Source organism: Salinihabitans flavidus (assembly GCF_900110425.1).
Classification (GTDB): Bacteria; Pseudomonadota; Alphaproteobacteria; order Rhodobacterales; family Rhodobacteraceae; genus Salinihabitans; species Salinihabitans flavidus.
Map to the genome: position 1 here is coordinate 253,068 of NZ_FODS01000002.1, position 17,579 is coordinate 270,646.

Below are 17,579 nucleotides of genomic sequence, written 5' to 3' on the forward strand. Positions count from 1 at the left end.
ACAATAACAGGTCGAGGAGACCGAGCAGTGAAACCCATAGCTTCCCGTTGGGCGAGGTCCGTCGCCCTGTTGGTCGTCGTGTCGCTTGTCGCATCCTGCGGCCTGCCGCGCGTCGGCCCGAACAAGCGCGAGATCTACGAAGGATCGGTGCAAAAGAAGGGCGATGCCTATGTCATCGCCACCAACGATCAGGTCACGCGCATCACCGCCGTCACCCCCGCGCTCGGCTTTTCCGAAGAGTTCCTGCGCGCCGGCACCATCGGGTCCGACACCATCCGCCCCGGTGACACGCTCTCTCTGACCATTTGGGAGAATGTGGACAAACCGCTTCTCGGCCCCGAAGGTCAGGTCGCCTCGATCCTCGAAGAGGTGCAGGTCGATGGCGACGGCTTCATCTTCGTGCCTTACGCCGGGCGCATCCGCGCCGCCGGCAACACGCCCGAAGCGATCCGCCGCATCATCAAGACCAAGCTCGAAGACCAGACCCCGGATCCGCAGGTCGAGGTGCGCCGTGCCGCGGGCGACGGCTCCACCGTGTCGCTTGTCGGGGCCGTCGGCGCGCAGGGCGTCTATGCCATCGAACGGCCCACGCGCACCCTCACCGCGATGCTGGCCCGCGCGGGCGGCGTGACGATCGAGCCGGAAATCGCGCAGATCACGCTCACCCGTGGCGGCAAGCAGGGCAAGATCTGGTTCCAGGATCTGTTCAAGAACCCCGAGCTGGACATCGCCCTGCGCGGCGGTGATCAAGTGCTGGTCGAGGAGGACACACGCGCCTTCACCGCGCTTGGCGCCACCGGCACGCAGGCCCGCGTGAACTTCGAAAGCCAGAACCTCTCGGCGGTCGAGGCGCTGGCGCAGGTCGGCGGGCTGCTGTCTGCGACGGCCGATCCCACGGGCGTGTTCGTGTTCCGCAACGAGCCGGAGGAGATCGCCAATCAGGTGCTGGGCCGCAACGATCTTCGGGGGGCGCAGCGCATGGTCTACGTGCTCGACCTGACCAAGCCCAACGGCATGTTCGTGGCGCGCGATTTCGTGATCCGCGACGGCGATACCGTCTATGTCACCGAGGCGCCGTTCACCACATGGGACAAGACGATCTCGGCCCTGACCGGATCGCTCAGTTCCGTCAGCATCCTCAGTTCGCTGACCGAAAGCTCCGGGGGCTGACCCCGGTGCCGCAGGGCACCCCGCATGATACAGCCGCCGGAGAGGGCTCCCCTCCCCGGCGGCTTTACGTTTACAACGGAGGTTTCCTGACCAACCGCCGCCTGCGCCGCATCCTGAGCCTGAGCGGATACGACATCCGCCTCGGCCTGCCCGGACCGGGGGACATGGTCGGCACATGGGGCAAGAGCCCGACCGCCCGCCGCGGCGAGGCCGTCGCAGTCCGCCGGGGCGCGCCGATCCTGCGGGTCGAGGATGCCTTCCTGCGCTCGCTGCATCCCGGCCGCACCGGAGAGCCGCCCATCGGCCTCTTTCTCGACCGGCAGGGCGTGCATTTCGACCCCGCGCAGCCCTCCGACATAGAGACCCTGCTGGCCACCGCGCCGCTCGACGACACGGCGCTGCTCGACCGCGCGCGTGGCGCCATCGCCCGCCTGCAAGAGGCGCATCTGAGCAAGTATTCCGCGGTCGATCCCGCGCTGGAGCCGCCCGCGCCGGGCTATGTGCTGGTGATCGACCAGACGCGCGGCGACGCCTCGGTGCGTGCCAGTGGCGCCGATGCGGCCCGCTTTCGCGAGATGCTCGTGATGGCGCAGGAGGAACACCCCGGCTGCCCCGTGGTGATCAAGACCCATCCCGAAACCGCGCGCGGCCTGCGCGCGGGCCATTTCGGCCCCGGTGACGCGGGCGGGCGCGTCACCCTCTGCGCCGACCCGATCAGCCCGTGGCGCCTCTTCGAGGGGGCTGTGGGCGTTTATACCGTCAGCTCGCAACTGGGGTTCGAGGCGATCTTCGCCGGACACCGCCCTCGCGTCTTCGGGCAACCCGTCTATGCCGGCTGGGGCCTGACGCAGGACGAGGCGGCCCACCCGCGCCGCACCCGGCGCCTGTCGCGCGCGCAGCTTTTCGCGGCGGTCATGATCCTCTATCCCACGTGGTATGACCCGTGGCGCAACCGGCTCTGCACGCTGGAAGAGGCCATGGAAGGCATGGCCGCGCGCGCCCGCGCCTGGCGCGAGGACCGGCGCGGCTGGACCGGGCACGGCATGCGGCTGTGGAAGCGCCGCACCCTGCAAAAGGTCTTTGGCCGCGAGACGCGCATGATCTTCGGGCGCACCGATCCGGCCCGTCCCGCGATGGTCTGGGCCAGCAAGGACGGCCCCCCCGGCGCGGTGCGGATCGAGGATGGATTCCTGCGCTCGCGCGGGTTGGGCGCGGAACTGGTGCCGCCGCTGTCACTGGTGCTGGACGATCTCGGAATCTACTACGATCCGGCCCGCCCCTCGCGGCTGGAACACTGGATCGCCGCGCGCGCGCAGCTTCGCCCCGATCAGCAGTTCCGCGCCGAGCGGCTCATCGCCGCGCTGCGAGGCCGGGGGCTGAGCAAATACAACCTCGGCGGCGCGCGCTTCGATCTGCCGCCGGGCCGCCGCATCCTCGTGCCCGGACAGGTCGAGGATGACGCCTCCATCCGCACCGGCACCGGGGCGATCTCCACCAACGCGGCCCTGCTCGCCGCCACGCGCGCCGCCAACCCCGACGCGGTGCTGCTCTACAAACCCCACCCGGATGTGGAGGCGGGACTGCGCACAGGTACGGTCGGGGACGCGGCGCAATGGGCCGATCTCGTGCTTGAGCGCGCCGACATGGCCGCGCTGCTCGATCGGGTGGACGAGGTCTGGACCATGACCTCCCTGACCGGCTTCGAGGCGCTGATCCGGGGCCGCCGCGTGGTGACATTCGGCGCGCCCTTCTATGCCGGCTGGGGGTTGACCGACGACCGGGGCCGCGTGCCGCTGCGCCGTCAGGCCCGCCCGATGCTGGAGGGGCTGGTGCACGCCGCGCTGATCGACTACCCGCGCTATTTCGACCCGCTCACCGGCACGCCCTGCCCGGTCGAGGTGGCGCTCGACCGGCTCGCCACCGGCGCCATCCCGCACCCCGGCGCGGGCAACCGACTGCTGGCGAAACTTCAGGGCGCCTTCGCAAGCCGCGCCGCGCTCTGGCGCTGAGGCCGCCGCCGCGCGCGGGCCGCACCCCCTGGGCGCGGCCCCGGACCCCGAGGTATTTGACCCGAAAAGATGCGGCAGGACACATGACCCTTTCTCTGTTCCCAGAAATACTCGAAAATGCAACGCGCGCCGCGTTCACAGCGGCCTGAGGAGGCGCGACGCGGGTTTCGACACCGACGCGATACCGACGTTTTACCGACGTGATACCGAAACGGGATTTTCAGCGATTTCAGCGCGTTAACCCTGATTCGCCGCCCTCAGCGCTTTGGCGTCCCTTCCTCGTTCTCGCCAAGCGCCGCCGCCGCCACAGCCTCGCGCTCCTCCCGGCTCAGATCCTCCGCCTTGCCATCGGCCAGCCGCACCGTCACCTCGCGGTGGGCGAACCGGATTCCCTCGCGTTCGAACAGGTCGCGGATCTCCTGAAACACCTTCTTGCGCACCAGCCACTGATCGCCGGGTTTGGTCATGAACTTCACCCGGATGATCATCGCCGAGTCCTGCATCTCGATCACGCCCTGGCTCTTGAGCGGCTGGGTAAAATTGCTCCCGATCACCGGATCGTCGAGCAATTCTTCGCCCAGTTTCTTGATCAGCTTGCGCACCTTTTCCACATCGGTGTCATAGGTGACGCGCAGCGGCAGCTTCATGATCACCCAGTCGCGCGAATAGTTGGTCAGGAACTGGATCTCGCCGAAGGGAATGGTATGTAGAGGGCCCAGATGATGCCGCAACTGAAACGACCGGACCGAGATCTTCTCCACAGTGCCCTTCACGCTTCCGATATCGATATATTCGCCCTTGCGAAAGGCGTCGTCGAACAGGAAGAACGCCCCCGAGAAGATATCGCGCACCAGCGATTGCGCGCCGAACCCGATGGCCAGCCCCACCACGCCGGCCCCGGCAAAAAGCGGGCTGACATTGATCCCCATCTCCAGAAGCGCGATCAGCGCGATGGCCACCGCGATGATGATCAGGATGAAGTTGCGGAACAGCGGCAGCAGCGTCGCAAGCCGAGACGCGCCCCCCGCGCCGCCCTCGTCCCCCGCCTCAAGCTCCGGGGCATCGCCGGCCTCCCGCGCGATCTTGGCGTCGATCCAGATGCGGAAGGCATGAAAGACGATATAGCCCAGAAATCCGATCACCACGATGTCGAGCACGCTTTCGGCATAGCTGCTTCCGGCCATCATCGTGCTGGCGCCCCAGACCCTGACGGAGGCGTAAAGCCCTGCGACAATTGCCAGAATCCCCGCCACCCGCCGGGCAAGATCCTCGAAACTGCTCAGATTCCGCTGCGGCACCGGGGCCAGCGCTTCGGCCTCGTCGGTGTGCGGACGCGCCCTGCGGGAGCGTTTGAAATACCGCTCGATCAGATAGCTAAGGGCGGCATAGACAATCAGCGCCGACATCGCGATGCCGTAACCCGCCGCTGTGAGCGGTATGGACGTGGCCCGCTCCAGCACCAGATCCATTGCCAGCCTTGCCCATGAAATCGCGGCATAGAGGATCAGCACCGGAAGCCAGAGCGTCGAGATCACACGCAGCGGCGCGCTCACCTCCTCGGGACGGCGGCCATTGCGCAGCGCGCCCGAGATCGCCCGGTAGTTGACCGAGACGAGCGCCACGGTCAGCGCGACGATGACAAGCTGCAACCCCCCCGACATCACGGCGAAAACGTCGTAGTTCAGCCCCAGCTCCGCCAGCCAGTTGGCAAAGGTCAGCGACCAGATATCGCCCGCCGCCAGCACGCAAAGCCACAGGTAGAGACGCCGCGCATCGCGGTCCGACAGTTTCGGAATGCGGTATTGCGTCAGATTGGGCGACAGGATCATCCGCCAGATCAGCGCCACCGCCCGGCTCAGGAAATAGGCCACATGCACCGAGAAGATGGTGAAGCGGATCGCGCTGTCCCCGGCCACGCCGAACAGGCCCACCCGCAACAACGCCGCCACCGCCATCGACACCAGCACCCCGATCAGCCCCATCGCGACCCGCACCACCTGATAGGGCAGCTTGCCTGAATAGCCCTCGGGCGCCTCGCGGATCATCGACACGACAACCGGCCGCGCGATCCATCGGGCATAGACTTGCCGCTCCACCAGAAAGCCGACGCCCAGAAGCACGAAGACCCAAAGCGCGGTCTCGGCAAAGGTGAAAATTCGCCCGTCGGGCGATGAGGCGCGCAGGATGTAGCGCACTTCGTTGAAGGCCACGGGAAGCGCCGCGAGCCGCTGCCAGAGCACCTCGCGAAACCCGTCGATCTCCTGCTGGACCCGCATCAACAGGGTGTGGTCGGCCTCACCCGGAACCGTACCTGCGGCGGCCACCTGACCGGCCCTGTCGATGACGATCACGCGGGATCCGTCGCGCACCGCCTGTTGCAGAATGCGCGAGACGTCATTGCCTTCTTCGGCGGAGGCAGAGCTGCCGATGGCATCAGCGGCAAGCGACTGCATCTGCGCCCCGGCCCCCAGCGGCGCGAACGTGAGCAGGGCGCAAAGCCACAGCAATAGGGCGATCGGACGCAACGTCATGCGGCAGCCTCCTGTCTGCGCGGCGGTTTGGGATTGATAGCCTGCCCGCCGGATCGAGGCAATCTTGCTGACATTCCCGTGCACGCGGGGGCGTGAGGGGTGACAATCGCGCACAACTGGGCTAGCGCGAAACCGATGGCCCGCGCAGTGTGGGGGCAACGCGAAAAGGAACCGCCGCAATGACAGCAGGCCGTGAAAGGATCGCCCTGATCGGGCTGGGCTATGTCGGGCTGCCCCTGGCGCTGGCGCTGGCGCGCGCGGGCCACGACGTGATCGGATTTGACACGTCGGGCCCGCATGTGGCCGCCCTGCGCGAAGGCCGCGACCGCAACGCGGAGGTGGCCGCCGACTCCCTGCGCGCCAGCCCCGCCCGGTTCACCGCCGATCCCGCCGATCTGTCCGGGGCGGAGGTGTTCATCATCGCGGTGCCAACCCCGATCGACGCCGCGCGCAAGCCCGATCTCACCCCGATCCGCGCCGCCTGCGCCACCATCGCCCCGCATCTGCGCGCCGGCGCGCTGGTCATCCTTGAATCCACCGTGTATCCCGGTGTCACCGAAGAGATTTGCGGCCCCGCGCTGGCAAGGCAAAGCGGCTTGCGCGCCGGGGCCGATTTCGCGCTCGCCTATTCGCCCGAACGGGTCAACCCCGGCGACGCGGAACATTCGCTGGAAAACGTGGTCAAGATCATCTCTGCGCAGGATGCCCCCACCCTCGACCGGGTCGAGGCGCTCTATGCCCCCGCGATCCGCGCCGGGCTGCACCGCGCCAGTTCCATCATGACCGCAGAGGCCGCCAAAGTGATCGAGAACACGCAGCGCGATCTCAATATCGCGCTGGTCAACGAGTTTTCGCTGATCTTCTCGCGTCTCGGCCTCGACACGCTGGAGGTATTGGAGGCGGCAGGCACAAAGTGGAACTTCCTGCCCTTCAAACCCGGCCTTGTCGGCGGCCATTGCATAGGGGTCGACCCCTATTACCTGACCTACCGCGCCGAGGAACTTGGCTATCACCCCGAAGTGATCCTTGCCGGACGGCGCATCAACGATCACATGGGCCGCCATGTCGCGCAGGATCTGGTCAAGGCGTTGCTGGCGCGCAAGGCGGATCCCTCTGACCTGAAAGTTTTGATCATGGGCTTTGCCTTCAAGGAGAACTGCGCCGACACCCGCAATACCCGCGTGGCCGACATCGTTGACGAATTGCGTTCCTATTCGGTGCAGGTCGATGTCTGGGACCCTTGGGTGGACGCCACCGGCGTCGAGGCGGAATATGGCTTGACCCCGATAGAGGAGCCGGGGCAAGGAAAATATGACGGGATCGTCATCGCCGTGGCGCATGAAGAGTTCGTCTCCATGAGCGCCGCGGAGATCCGGGCGCTAGGCAAACCGGGGGCGCTGCTCTACGACATCAAGGGGGTGCTCGCGAAGTCGGAGTCCGACCTGCGGCTCTGAGCTTTCGTGACAAGTTGGGATTGGGTGACATGCACGATACCACGGGACAAAGCCAAGGCGGCCGCGCCCCGCGGGTGCTGTTCTACAGCCATGACACCTTCGGTCTGGGGCACCTGCGCCGCTCTCGCGCATTGGCCAGCGCCATCACCGCTGCCGATCCCGCAATCTCCGCCGTGATCCTCACCGGCTCTCCGGTGGCCGGGCGATTCACCTTTCCCGAACGGGTGGACCACATCCGCCTGCCCGGCGTGACCAAGACGCCGGATGGCTCATATGTGTCCGAAACGCTGGGTCTCGACATCGACGAGACGACCGCGCTGCGCGCCGGGCTGATCAAATCGGCGGCGGAGCATTTCGATCCCGACCTGCTGATCGTGGACAAGGAACCCACCGGCTTTCGCGGAGAGTTGCTGCCCGCGCTCAATCTGCTGCGCGACAAGCGCCGAGCCCGCCTTGTTCTGGGGCTGCGCGACGTGCTCGACAGCCCCGAGGAACTGGCCGTTGAATGGGACCGCAAGGAGGCCGGGGCGGCCACAGAGCGGTATTACGATGAAATCTGGGTCTATGGTCTGCGCTCGATCTACGACCCGACCGCGGGGCTGACACTGTCGCAAGAGGCGCGCGCGCGAATGCATTTCACCGGCTACCTGCGCCGCGCCGCGCTTGAGGAGGAGGCCGAACCGCCGGAAGAGCCCTATATCCTCATCACTCCCGGCGGCGGCGGCGACGGGCAGGCGATGGTCAACCTCGTGCTCTCGGCCTATGAACGCGACCCCGCGCTCTCGCCCGGCGCGCGTCTGGTCTATGGCCCTTTCCTGTCCGGAGTAGAGCGGGCGGAGTTCGAGGAGCGGGTGAACAGGCTCGATGGCCGGGTACGGGCCGTGGGCTTCGACAGCCGGATGGAAAACCTCTATCGCGGCGCGCGGGGCGTGGTCTGCATGGGCGGCTACAACACTTTCTGCGAGGTGCTCAGCTTCGACAAACCCGCGGTTATCGTGCCGCGCACCTTTCCCCGGCGAGAACAGTATATCCGCGCCCACCGGGCCGAGGAACTGGGCCTTGTCCGCTGCCTTGACGAGTATCGCGACGGCCTGACCCCGCAGGCGATGATCGACGCCATCCGCGCCCTGCCCGATCAGCGCAAACCGAGCGAGGCGATCTTTCCCGGCCTGCTCGACGGACTCGACCGGGTGTCGGATCGCGTGCAGGCACTCCTGCGCAGCCCTGTTCCGGCATGACAGGCAACAGGCGTCTGGCCGTGGTGGTCAAGGGCTGGCCGAGGCTGTCGGAAACCTTTATCGCGCAGGAACTTGTGGCGCTAGAGGCGGCGGGCCATACCCTCGACATCTGGTCGCTGCGCTTTCCCACCGACATCAAGCGTCACCCGCTGCACGACGCCCTCGGGGCGCAGGTGCGCTACCTGCCCGAATACCTGCACCATGAGCCGCTGCGCGTGACGCGTGCCTGTGCCCGCGCGCTGATCCGCCCCCGCGTCTGGCCGGCGCTCGCCGCATGGCTGCGCGATCTGCGCCGCGATCCCACCCGCAACCGCGTCCGCCGCTTCGGGCAGGCCTGCGTTCTGGCCGCCGAGTTGCCGGGCGGCACCGATGCGCTCTATGCCCATTTCCTGCATACCCCTGCCTCCGTGGCGCGCTACACCGCGATCCTGCGTGGCTTGCCGTGGGGCGTGTCGGCCCATGCCAAGGACATCTGGACCTCGCCGGAGTGGGAAAAGCGCGAGAAATTGCAGTCGGCCACCCACGGCGCGACCTTTCTGGCCACCTGCACCGGCTTCGGGGCGGAGCATCTGCGCGCGCTCGCCGACGATCCGTCGCGCGTCGCGCTCGTCTATCACGGGCTCGATCTGTCCCGCTTTCCCGCCCCGCCCGAGCGCGCGGCGCATGACGGGCCGCTGCGCCTGCTTTCCGTGGGCCGGCTGGTGGAGAAGAAAGGCTTTGACCGCCTCGTGGAGGCGCTGACCCGCCTTCCCGTCGATCTCGACTGGCATTGGGATCACATCGGCGGGGGCGGCGGGGCGCTCGCCGCGGACCTCAAGGCGCGGGCCGAGGCCGCCGGCATCGCCAACCGCATCACATGGCACGGCGCCTGCGATCAGCCAGAGGTGATCGCCGCCATGCGCGCCGCCGACATCTTCGTGCTGCCCAGCCGCGTCGCCCGTGACGGCGACCGCGACGGGCTGCCCAACGTGCTGATGGAGGCCGCCTCGCAAAAGCTGGCGATCCTGTCCACCCCCGTCTCCGCCATCCCCGAGTTCATCACCGACGGGGTGGAGGGGCTGCTGTCCGACGACGCACCGGAGGCGCTGGCAGAGGCCATCACCACGCTGGCCCGCGCCCCCGAAACCCGCCGCGCGATGGGAGAGGCGGCATGGCGGCGCCTCACCGCCGATTTCACGATGGCCCCCGGCATCGCCCGACTCGACCGGCGGCTGCGCGCGATGCGGGAGGGGGCATGACCCGGCTCGCCTTTTACGCCCCGATGAAGCCGCCCTCGCACCCCGTCCCCTCCGGCGACCGGACGATGGCCCGCGCCCTGATGGCCGCCCTCGGGCCGGGGGCGGAACTGGTCTCTGACCTGACGTTGCGCGACGGGGCGGGCAACCGGGCCGCGCAGGCCGCGTTGCGCACAAAAGCCGGGGCCGAGGCGGCGCGCCTGATCGCGCGCGGTGGTTGGGATGCCTGGATCACTTATCACAGCTATTACAAGGCCCCCGATCTCATCGGGCCCGCCGTCACAAGCGCGCTTGGCCTGCCCTATATCCTTGTGGAGGCGACACGCGCCGCCAAGCGCCTCGACGGGCCGTGGGCCGATTTCGCCCGCGCCGCCGAAGACGCCTGCGACGCGGCGAATGCGATCTTCTACATGACCCGGCACGACGCCGAGTCGCTTCTGGAGGCGCGCAATCCGGGCCAGCAAATCCTGCCCCTTCCTCCCTTCCTGTCGCGCGAGAATCTGCCGCCCGCCGCCGCCCCGCAAGAGCCGGTGATTCTGGCGGCTGGCATGTTCCGCACGGGCGACAAGCTGGCCTCCTACCGCGCGATCGCCGCCGCGCTGGCGCATCTGACCGCGCCCGGCTGGCGGCTTCACATCGCCGGGGAGGGCCCCGCCCGGCCAGAGGTTGAGGCGCTCTTGGCGCCCTTCGCCCCTCGCGACACCTTTCTGGGTGAGTTGGGGCCCGAGGGACTGGCCGCCGCCTACGCCTGCGCCCGCGCCTTCCTCTGGCCCGGCGTGAATGAGGCGTTCGGCATGGTCTATCTCGAGGCGCAAGCCGCTGGTGTGCCCGTGGTGGCCGAGGATCGCCCCGGCCCGCGCGACGTGTTGCCACCCGCCGCCCTTGTCCCGCAGGACAGGCCCGAGGCGATGGCCGCCAGTCTAGATCGATTGCTGACCGACCGCGCCCATCACGCCGCCCGCGCCGCCGAGGCCCGCGCGCTGATCGCGGATCGACACCTGCTCGGCGCGGCGCGCGCGCGGCTCTGGTCCGCGCTCAGCCCCCTGATCGAAAGGCCCGCCCCATGACGACCCGCCTCGCCCTTCTGCGTCACGGCCATACCGACTGGAACCGCGCTGGCCGGATACAGGGCCGCAGCGACATCCCCCTCGACGACGAGGCGCGCGCCGATCTCGCGCAACGCCGCCTGCCGCCGCCCTGGGACGCGGCCGATCTCGTCTCAAGCCCGCTCGCCCGCGCGGTGGAGACGGCAACCCTCGTGTCGGGCGGGACCGCACCCCGCCTCGAGCCCGCGCTCATGGAAATGAACTGGGGCGCGTGGGAAGGGCTGCGCGGCATTGACCTCAAGGCCGTCCCGAACAGCGGCTTTCGCGACATCGAGCATTGGGGCTGGAATTACCGCCCGCCGCGCGGCGAATCCCCCGCCGACCTCTCGGCTCGCCTCGCCCCGTGGCTTGCCACGCTCTCGCGCGATACCGTGGCGGTCTGCCATATCGGCACCATGCGCGTTCTGATGGCGCGCGCGACGGGCTGGGACTTCGACGGCCCCGCCCCCTTCGCAATCAAACGCAACCGGCTTTTCGTCCTGCGGGTGCAGGGCGACAGCCTGCATGCCGAGGCCGATACCCCCCGCCTGACCGGGGCGCCCGTATGAAGGTTCTGATCGCCGTCACCCATCTTCTGGGCGCGGGGCACCTCAGCCGCGCAATGACTTTGGCGCGGGCTTTTGCCAGCGCCGAACACAACACAACGGTGATCTCCGGCGGCCGCCCCACCCCACATATCGACACGGCGGGGTCTCGGCTGGTGCAACTGCCGCCTCTCGCCTCGGACGGCACGCGCTTCACCACGCTTCTGGATACCGATGGCCACGCCGCCACCCCCGCCTACCGCCTCGCCCGCGCGCAGGCGATGACCGCCACCTTGCGGGAGATCGCGCCCGATGTGCTGATCACGGAGCTTTTTCCGTTTGGCCGCCGCGCGTTGGCGCCGGAATTTCTCGCCCTGCTGGAGGCCGCGCAGGATCTGCCGCACCGCCCCGTCACGCTCGCCTCGATCCGCGACATCCTCGCCCCGCCCTCCAACCCGGACAAGGCCGCCCGGACCCATGACATCATCGCGCGGCACTACGACGCCGTGCTCGTCCATTCCGATCCCGATGTGACCCCACTGGAGACAAGCTGGCCGGTGGATGCGTCCCTCGCGCCCAAACTGCGCTACACTGGCTATGTCGCCCCGCCCGCCTCCGCGCCGCACCCGGGCCGCGCCGGGCTTGGCGAGGTGCTGGTCAGCGCCGGGGGCGGCCCGGTCGGACAGGCGCTGTTCGACACGGCACTGGCCGCCGCGCGCCACTCCGTCCGGCCCTGGCGCCTGCTCGTCGGCGGAGAGGGGGCCGAGGTGCGTATCGCCGCCCTGAACGCGGCCGCCCCCGCCAATGTCACGGTGGAGGGCATCCGCCGCGATTTCCGCGCCATGCTGCACCACGCCGCCGCCTCCCTGAGCCTGTGCGGCTACAACACCGCGCTCGACCTGTTGCAAAGCGGCGTGCCCGCCGTTCTCGTGCCCTTCGACGACGGCGGAGAGGTCGAACAGACCCTGCGCGCCCGCGCCCTCGCGCATCTGCCCGCGATGGAAAGCATCGCCAGCGCCGCGCTCACACCGCAAACCCTGTCCCGCGCGCTTGAGAAAGTGATCGCCGAAGGCCGCCGCACCCCCGGCACCCTGCGCGATACGGGCGCGGCGGACTCGGTGCGCATCGCCGCCGATCTGGCCGGGGCCCGTCCCCCGGCGCCCCGTGCCCCGCGCGCCCCCGCCTTCGACTGGACCCCGCTGCGCGACGAATGGGCGGCATGGCGCGCCGCGGGGCTGACCTGCCCGATCTGGTGGCGCGACGACGACACTGCCACTCCGACCCCCGCGCTGGAGCGTCTCGCCGCCCTCAGCGACGAAAGCGGTGTGCCGCTCCATCTCGCGTTGATCCCGGCGCAGGCCACCCCGGCCCTTGCCGACTGGATCGCGGATCGCCCCGATACAATCCCGCTCATCCACGGCTGGTCGCACGACAACCACGCCCCCGAGGGCGCGAAAAAGGCCGAGTTTGGTCAGCCGCGCGCGGAGGCAGCGGCCGATCTGCGCCGCGCCCGCGACCGGCTGCGCGCGCTCTTCGGGGCGCGGCTCGCCCCCGTGTTCGTGCCGCCGTGGAACCGCTTCGATGCGTCGCTCCCCCCGGTTCTCACCGCGCTCGGACTGCGCGCCCTGTCCGCCTTCACGCCCCGCGCCGCGCCGCAGGCCGCGCCGGGGCTGGCGCGGATCAACACCCATGTCGATCCCATCGACTGGCGCGGCACGCGCGACCTGATCGCGCCGGGCACGCTCATCGCGCAAACGGCGGGCCTTCTGCGCGAGCGCCGCGAAGGGTGCGCGGACAACGCCGAACCCTTCGGCCTGCTGACCCATCACCTTGCGCACGATGCCCTTGTCTGGGACTTCTGCCGCCAATACCTGCTTGAAATGCGCGCCGGCCCGACGGCCCTCTGGCGCGCCGACCGCGACCTGCCAGCCCGAGAGGACACGACATGAGCCGCCTTGACAGCATGATGCGCCGCCTTGCCGCCCAACGCGACGGAATCGAATGGGGGCTGGCGCGGATCGGCGGGATCGACGGCGACATCCTCGACATGGGGCTGGGCAATGGCCGCACCTACGACCACCTGCGCGAACACGCCGGGGGGCGCCGCATCCGCGTGATCGACCGGGTGCTGCAATGCCACCCCTCCTGCGTGCCCCCGCAAGAGGATTTTCTGGAGGGCGAGGCCGACGCCATGCTGGACCGGCTCGCCGCCGAAGGCGCGCGCATCGCTCTGGTGCATTACGATCTGGGCTTTGGCGTGAAGGACAGGGACGTGGCCGAGGCCGCCCGCCTTTCGCCGCGCATCGCGCGGATCATGATGCCCGGCGGCATCCTCGTGTCGGGCCAGCCGCTGGAAGGCTTCGACCCGCTCCCCGGGCCGGACACGGTGGCGCCGGATCGCTATTGTTTCTACCGCCACGCTGGCTAACCGGACACACTCCCGCCCCATCCCGCCTCGCGCCCCAAAAATGACGTGGCACGCGGCCAGCATGACATGCTAGGCAAGAGGCAGGACGGAGCGGCCCGGGCCGGCATCACGCATTTCATATGGGGTTTTCGATGAACGGATCGACAGGAACGTCACTGGTTGCGGCCCTCACCCTGACGCTGGCAGGCACAATCGCGCCCGCACAGGATCTGCGCAGCCCGCTTGAGGAACATGTCGGTCGGCAGGGCACCTTCGAGACCGGCAACCAGATCCACAAGAACGGCTGGCGCATGTGGACCGGCGCGATCCAGACCAACCCAGAGGTCGCCACCGCCGGGACAGGCAACCAGATCTACATGGGCGGGATGGATTTCGGCGTCACGCCGCGCACGCAGCTCGGCTTTTCCATCGGCTATCACCGCGATCCCACGATCAACCCCGTGGCCGGCGCAAGCCCCGACGTGCTGATGTCCTCCTATGCGCTGCAGGGCAAATACCGCTTCTACGAGGACGCAAGCTGGAGCGTGCACGCCGCCGCCTCGCTGGAGTATTTCAGCTATGAATCCGCGATCTTCGGCTCCGGCGGCGGCTCGGATGCCGATCACGTCATCGGCTCGCTGCACCTGCCGATCTCCTACAACGCGGGCAACGATCTCAGGTTCCACCTCACGCCCGGCATCGCGGTCTTTACCGACAACATGAACGGCAACGACTTCTTCGGCACCATCCCGATGCTCGGCGTCGGCGCAAGCTGGAAGCCGCACCGCCGCTGGCTCACCTACGGCTCGGTGAACATGCCCTTCGGTGAGAACGGCAATACCGTCACCAGCGCCGGCACCCTGACCAACAAGCCGATCTGGACGCTGGGCGCCGCCTTCAACGTCACGCCCAAGACGACGCTCGACCTGTTCGTGACCAACGGCATGGGCGGCACTCCGGCCACCTCGATCATCGGCATGCTGCCGGACGCCGACACCACCATGATCGGCGCCACCGTGACCTACACGCCCGGCCGGTCGGAACGCTATCGCCCGAACTACCGCGGTACCCCCGCAGAGCCGCTCTCGCGCCGGCAGGAGGCGCTGCAACACGACGGCTACACGCTCACCTCCGCCGACACGCTCACCCCCGGCGCGGTGCTGGGCAGCCTCGGCTTCGGCACCGATGGGGGCTATTCCGGTGCGGTGCAATTCTCGCCCGACTACGACGGGCAAATGGAATTCGCCTATGACCAGGTGGCCGACGACGGCAGCGTGGCCACCCCCTCGCAGATCCCCTCGCTGAGCGGGCGCTACATGTTCGGCGTCAAGCTGCGCTTTCTCGATCAGAACAACGGCAGCCCGGTCTCGCTCTCGGGCCGCGCGCTGATCGGGCGCGACACATCGGCAAGCCTCAACGGCGTGCTTTATCTCGGCATGCCGGTGATGTGGAAGGCCAACGACCGCCTCGCACTGACCGCCAACCCGAAATTCGCCGCCTTCGGAAGCGAGCGGAAATTCGGCGTCGGCCTCGGCGTGAACTATGAGCTGGCCAACGGGCTTCAGGCCATCGCGGAGGTCACGCCGGTCAACGACGGCGATCCGCTGGTCTGGGCGGCGGGCGTGCGCTACCGCGTGCCCGGAAGCAGGCTCGACCTCGACCTGAGCGCCACCAATGCCATCGGGCGCTACGGCATCGGCACGATGGTCGCACAGGACGACGCGCGCGTGGCTCTCACTGCAACCTACCGTTTCGACGCGCGCCGGCGCTGACGCGCCCCGCCTCGTCTTTTCGGGTCAAATACCTCGGGGTGAATGCGCCGCAAGGCGCAGAGGGGCGGCGCCCCTGCCCCGCTCACACCTGTCCCGGCAGCCAGAGCACGATCGCCGGAAACGCCACCAGCAGCGCGATGGTCACCCCGTCGGCGATGAAGAACGGCGTCACCCCCTTGAACACGTCCTGCACGCTCAGATCGTCGCGCACCCCGGCCACGACGAAGCAATTGAGCCCGATGGGCGGCGTGATCAGGCAGAACTCGGCCATCTTCACCACGAGGATGCCGAACCAGATCGCGCACATCGGCCCGCTCATGCCGAAGGTGCTGTCCGCCGCGCTCACGAACTCCCCGCCGTTGAGCGCCATCACCGCCGGATAGACCACAGGCAGCGTCAGCAGCAGCATCCCGATGGCATCCATGAACATCCCCAGCACCGCATAGGCCAGAAGGATGCACACAAGGATCAGCATGGGCGACATCGACAGCCCCGTGATCCAGTCGGCGAAGGCGCCGGGCAGATCCGCGAAGCCCAGAAACCGCACATAGATCAGCACCCCCCAGATGATCGTGAAGATCATCACCGACAGCTTCGCCGTCTCCAGAAGCGCGTCCTTCAACTCCGTCCAGCGCATCCCGCGATAAAGCGCCATCAGGAACACCACGAAGGCGCCGATCGCCCCGCCCTCGGTCGGCGTGCCCCATGCGTCACCGCCGAACGGGTTGTAGACAAAGAAGATGATCGTCACGACCACGAACAGGATCGGAAGCGCGGGCGGCAGCGACACGAAACGCTCGCGCCATGTGAATCCGCCCACCGGCGGGCCGAACCCCTTGATCGTCAGCGCCAGCCCCACGATCAGCAGGGCATAGACCAGCGCCGAGAACATCCCCGGCAGGAACCCCGCCAGCAAGAGCTTACCCACGTCCTGCTCCACGATGATGGCATAGATCACGAGGATGGCCGAGGGCGGGATCAGGCTCGCCAGCGTGCCGCCCGCCGCCACCACGCCGGCGGCGAATTTCTTGTCATAGCCGATCTTGAGCATCTCGGGAATCGCGATTCGCGCGAACACCGCCGAGGTGGCCACCGACGCGCCCGACACCGCCGCGAACCCCGCCGTGGCAAAGACGGTGGACACCGCAAGCCCCCCCGGAACCCAAGCGATCCAGCGTTTCGCCGCCTCGAAAAGCGCGCGCGTCAGTCCCGCGTAATACGCCAGATAGCCGATCATGATGAAGGTCGGAATAAGGCTGAGCGCCTGACTGGAGACCTTGGAATGCGGCACCTGCCCCGCCGTCTTGACCGCCACCGTCAGCGCCCAGCCGAAATCCTCGCCCGCGTAACCCTTCTTCGCCCAGAAGATCCAGATCAGCCCGATCATCCCGGCCAGACCCGCGGCGAACGCCACGCGCATTCCGAGCACCACCAGAACCAGCAACCCGCCGGTCACGGCCAGGCCAATATCAATCGGTTCCATTGCCATCGCCCCCGCTCACACGTCCCGGCCCGAGACATGCTCGGCCTCCATCGCGGCCTGTTCGGCCGCGCTCATCACCAGAGGCACCGCCACCGGGTGCGCCGTCCCGGTGATCAATGCCCGCCCATAGGCCCACAATTGCAGGCACAGCCGCACGCAGATCACCGAAAACGCCACCGGCGCCAGAAGCTTGGCCGGCCAGATCGGCAGCGCGATGTCCATGGAACTGTCCCGGCTCCACATCGGCGCGGCGAAATCGAAACTCCGGTCGAAATGCGCCCATGTGCCCCAGACCAGCAGCACCATCAGCAGCAGGATCGCCGCCGTGGTGACGAATTCGGCGGCGTAGAGCCACCGCCCCTTGAGCTGGCCAACCAGAATATCCATGCGGATATGCCCGCCGTCCCGCTGGGTGAAGGAAATGCCCATGAAGGCGACCAGCGGCATGATCTGCTCGATCCAGTCCACATAGCCCGGCAGCGGCTGTCCGAAGCCATTGCGCCCCCCGACAGAGGCGACCGCCAGCAACATGAGTGAAAACACCGCCAACCCGCTCAGAAGCGCGAATACGCGCTCAAGCCGGTAGAGCGATCTGTCGATTCGGCTCAGCCGGCTGTCGTCCGACAGCACGAGCGACGATCCCGACATCG

At 68.2% G+C, this 17,579-nt stretch carries 13 protein-coding genes; 10 read left to right on the forward strand and 3 right to left on the reverse strand.

Annotated features, from left to right (window positions below; all coding sequences use genetic code 11):
* The first annotated feature begins 27 nt into the window (after window positions 1-27).
* Together BMW66_RS03100 and BMW66_RS03105 are read left to right on the forward strand one after the other, a co-directional pair.
* Window positions 28-1,170, forward strand: coding sequence for a polysaccharide biosynthesis/export family protein (locus BMW66_RS03100; RefSeq protein WP_175483148.1), 1,143 nt, complete (start codon window positions 28-30; stop codon window positions 1,168-1,170).
* The gene (locus BMW66_RS03105; protein WP_093115280.1) at window positions 1,086-3,179 is read left to right on the forward strand and encodes a capsular polysaccharide biosynthesis protein; all 2,094 of its coding nucleotides are present in this window, start codon (window positions 1,086-1,088) and stop codon (window positions 3,177-3,179) included. The genes BMW66_RS03100 and BMW66_RS03105 overlap by 85 nt, the downstream gene beginning before the upstream one ends.
* A gap of 257 nt (window positions 3,180-3,436) precedes the next feature.
* On the opposite strand, the gene BMW66_RS03110 is transcribed toward BMW66_RS03105, so the two are convergent.
* Window positions 3,437-5,710 carry a mechanosensitive ion channel family protein gene (locus BMW66_RS03110; protein WP_093115281.1) on the reverse strand — a complete coding sequence of 758 codons (2,274 nt, stop codon included), beginning with the start codon at window positions 5,708-5,710 and terminating at the stop codon, window positions 3,437-3,439.
* 179 nt (window positions 5,711-5,889) lie between these two features.
* On the opposite strand from BMW66_RS03110, the gene BMW66_RS03115 reads away from it, so the two are divergent.
* The 8 genes from BMW66_RS03115 (at window position 5,890) to BMW66_RS03150 (ending at window position 15,446) form a co-directional block, all read left to right on the forward strand.
* Window positions 5,890-7,164 carry a nucleotide sugar dehydrogenase gene (locus BMW66_RS03115; protein ID WP_093115283.1) on the forward strand — a complete coding sequence of 425 codons (1,275 nt, stop codon included), beginning with the start codon at window positions 5,890-5,892 and terminating at the stop codon, window positions 7,162-7,164.
* 29 nt (window positions 7,165-7,193) lie between these two features.
* Window positions 7,194-8,402: a glycosyltransferase family protein gene (locus tag BMW66_RS03120; RefSeq protein WP_093115285.1), complete on the forward strand. Its 1,209-nt coding sequence runs from the start codon at window positions 7,194-7,196 to the stop codon at window positions 8,400-8,402.
* On the forward strand, window positions 8,399-9,640 hold the full coding sequence (locus BMW66_RS03125) for a glycosyltransferase (protein ID WP_093115287.1): 1,242 nt from the start codon (window positions 8,399-8,401) through the stop codon (window positions 9,638-9,640). The genes BMW66_RS03120 and BMW66_RS03125 overlap by 4 nt, the downstream gene beginning before the upstream one ends.
* Window positions 9,637-10,704 carry a glycosyltransferase family 4 protein gene (locus BMW66_RS03130; RefSeq protein WP_175483149.1) on the forward strand — a complete coding sequence of 356 codons (1,068 nt, stop codon included), beginning with the start codon at window positions 9,637-9,639 and terminating at the stop codon, window positions 10,702-10,704. Before BMW66_RS03125 ends, BMW66_RS03130 begins: the two co-directional genes overlap by 4 nt.
* The gene (locus BMW66_RS03135) at window positions 10,701-11,291 is read left to right on the forward strand and encodes a histidine phosphatase family protein (protein ID WP_093115289.1); all 591 of its coding nucleotides are present in this window, start codon (window positions 10,701-10,703) and stop codon (window positions 11,289-11,291) included. The genes BMW66_RS03130 and BMW66_RS03135 overlap by 4 nt, the downstream gene beginning before the upstream one ends.
* Complete coding sequence (locus BMW66_RS20800) at window positions 11,288-13,216, forward strand: glycosyltransferase (protein WP_342741836.1); 1,929 nt, start codon at window positions 11,288-11,290, stop codon at window positions 13,214-13,216. The genes BMW66_RS03135 and BMW66_RS20800 overlap by 4 nt, the downstream gene beginning before the upstream one ends.
* Window positions 13,213-13,695, forward strand: coding sequence for a class I SAM-dependent methyltransferase (locus BMW66_RS03145; protein ID WP_093115291.1), 483 nt, complete (start codon window positions 13,213-13,215; stop codon window positions 13,693-13,695). The genes BMW66_RS20800 and BMW66_RS03145 overlap by 4 nt, the downstream gene beginning before the upstream one ends.
* Window positions 13,696-13,826: 131 nt before the next feature.
* Complete coding sequence (locus BMW66_RS03150; protein ID WP_139196113.1) at window positions 13,827-15,446, forward strand: hypothetical protein; 1,620 nt, start codon at window positions 13,827-13,829, stop codon at window positions 15,444-15,446.
* Between the two features lie 82 nt (window positions 15,447-15,528).
* Here the strand turns inward: BMW66_RS03150 and BMW66_RS03155 are convergent, their stop codons facing one another.
* On the reverse strand, window positions 15,529-16,929 hold the full coding sequence (locus tag BMW66_RS03155; RefSeq protein ID WP_093115295.1) for a TRAP transporter large permease: 1,401 nt from the start codon (window positions 16,927-16,929) through the stop codon (window positions 15,529-15,531).
* A gap of 15 nt (window positions 16,930-16,944) precedes the next feature.
* On the reverse strand, window positions 16,945-17,577 hold the full coding sequence (locus tag BMW66_RS03160) for a TRAP transporter small permease subunit (RefSeq protein ID WP_093115297.1): 633 nt from the start codon (window positions 17,575-17,577) through the stop codon (window positions 16,945-16,947).
* Window positions 17,578-17,579 lie beyond the last annotated feature (2 nt).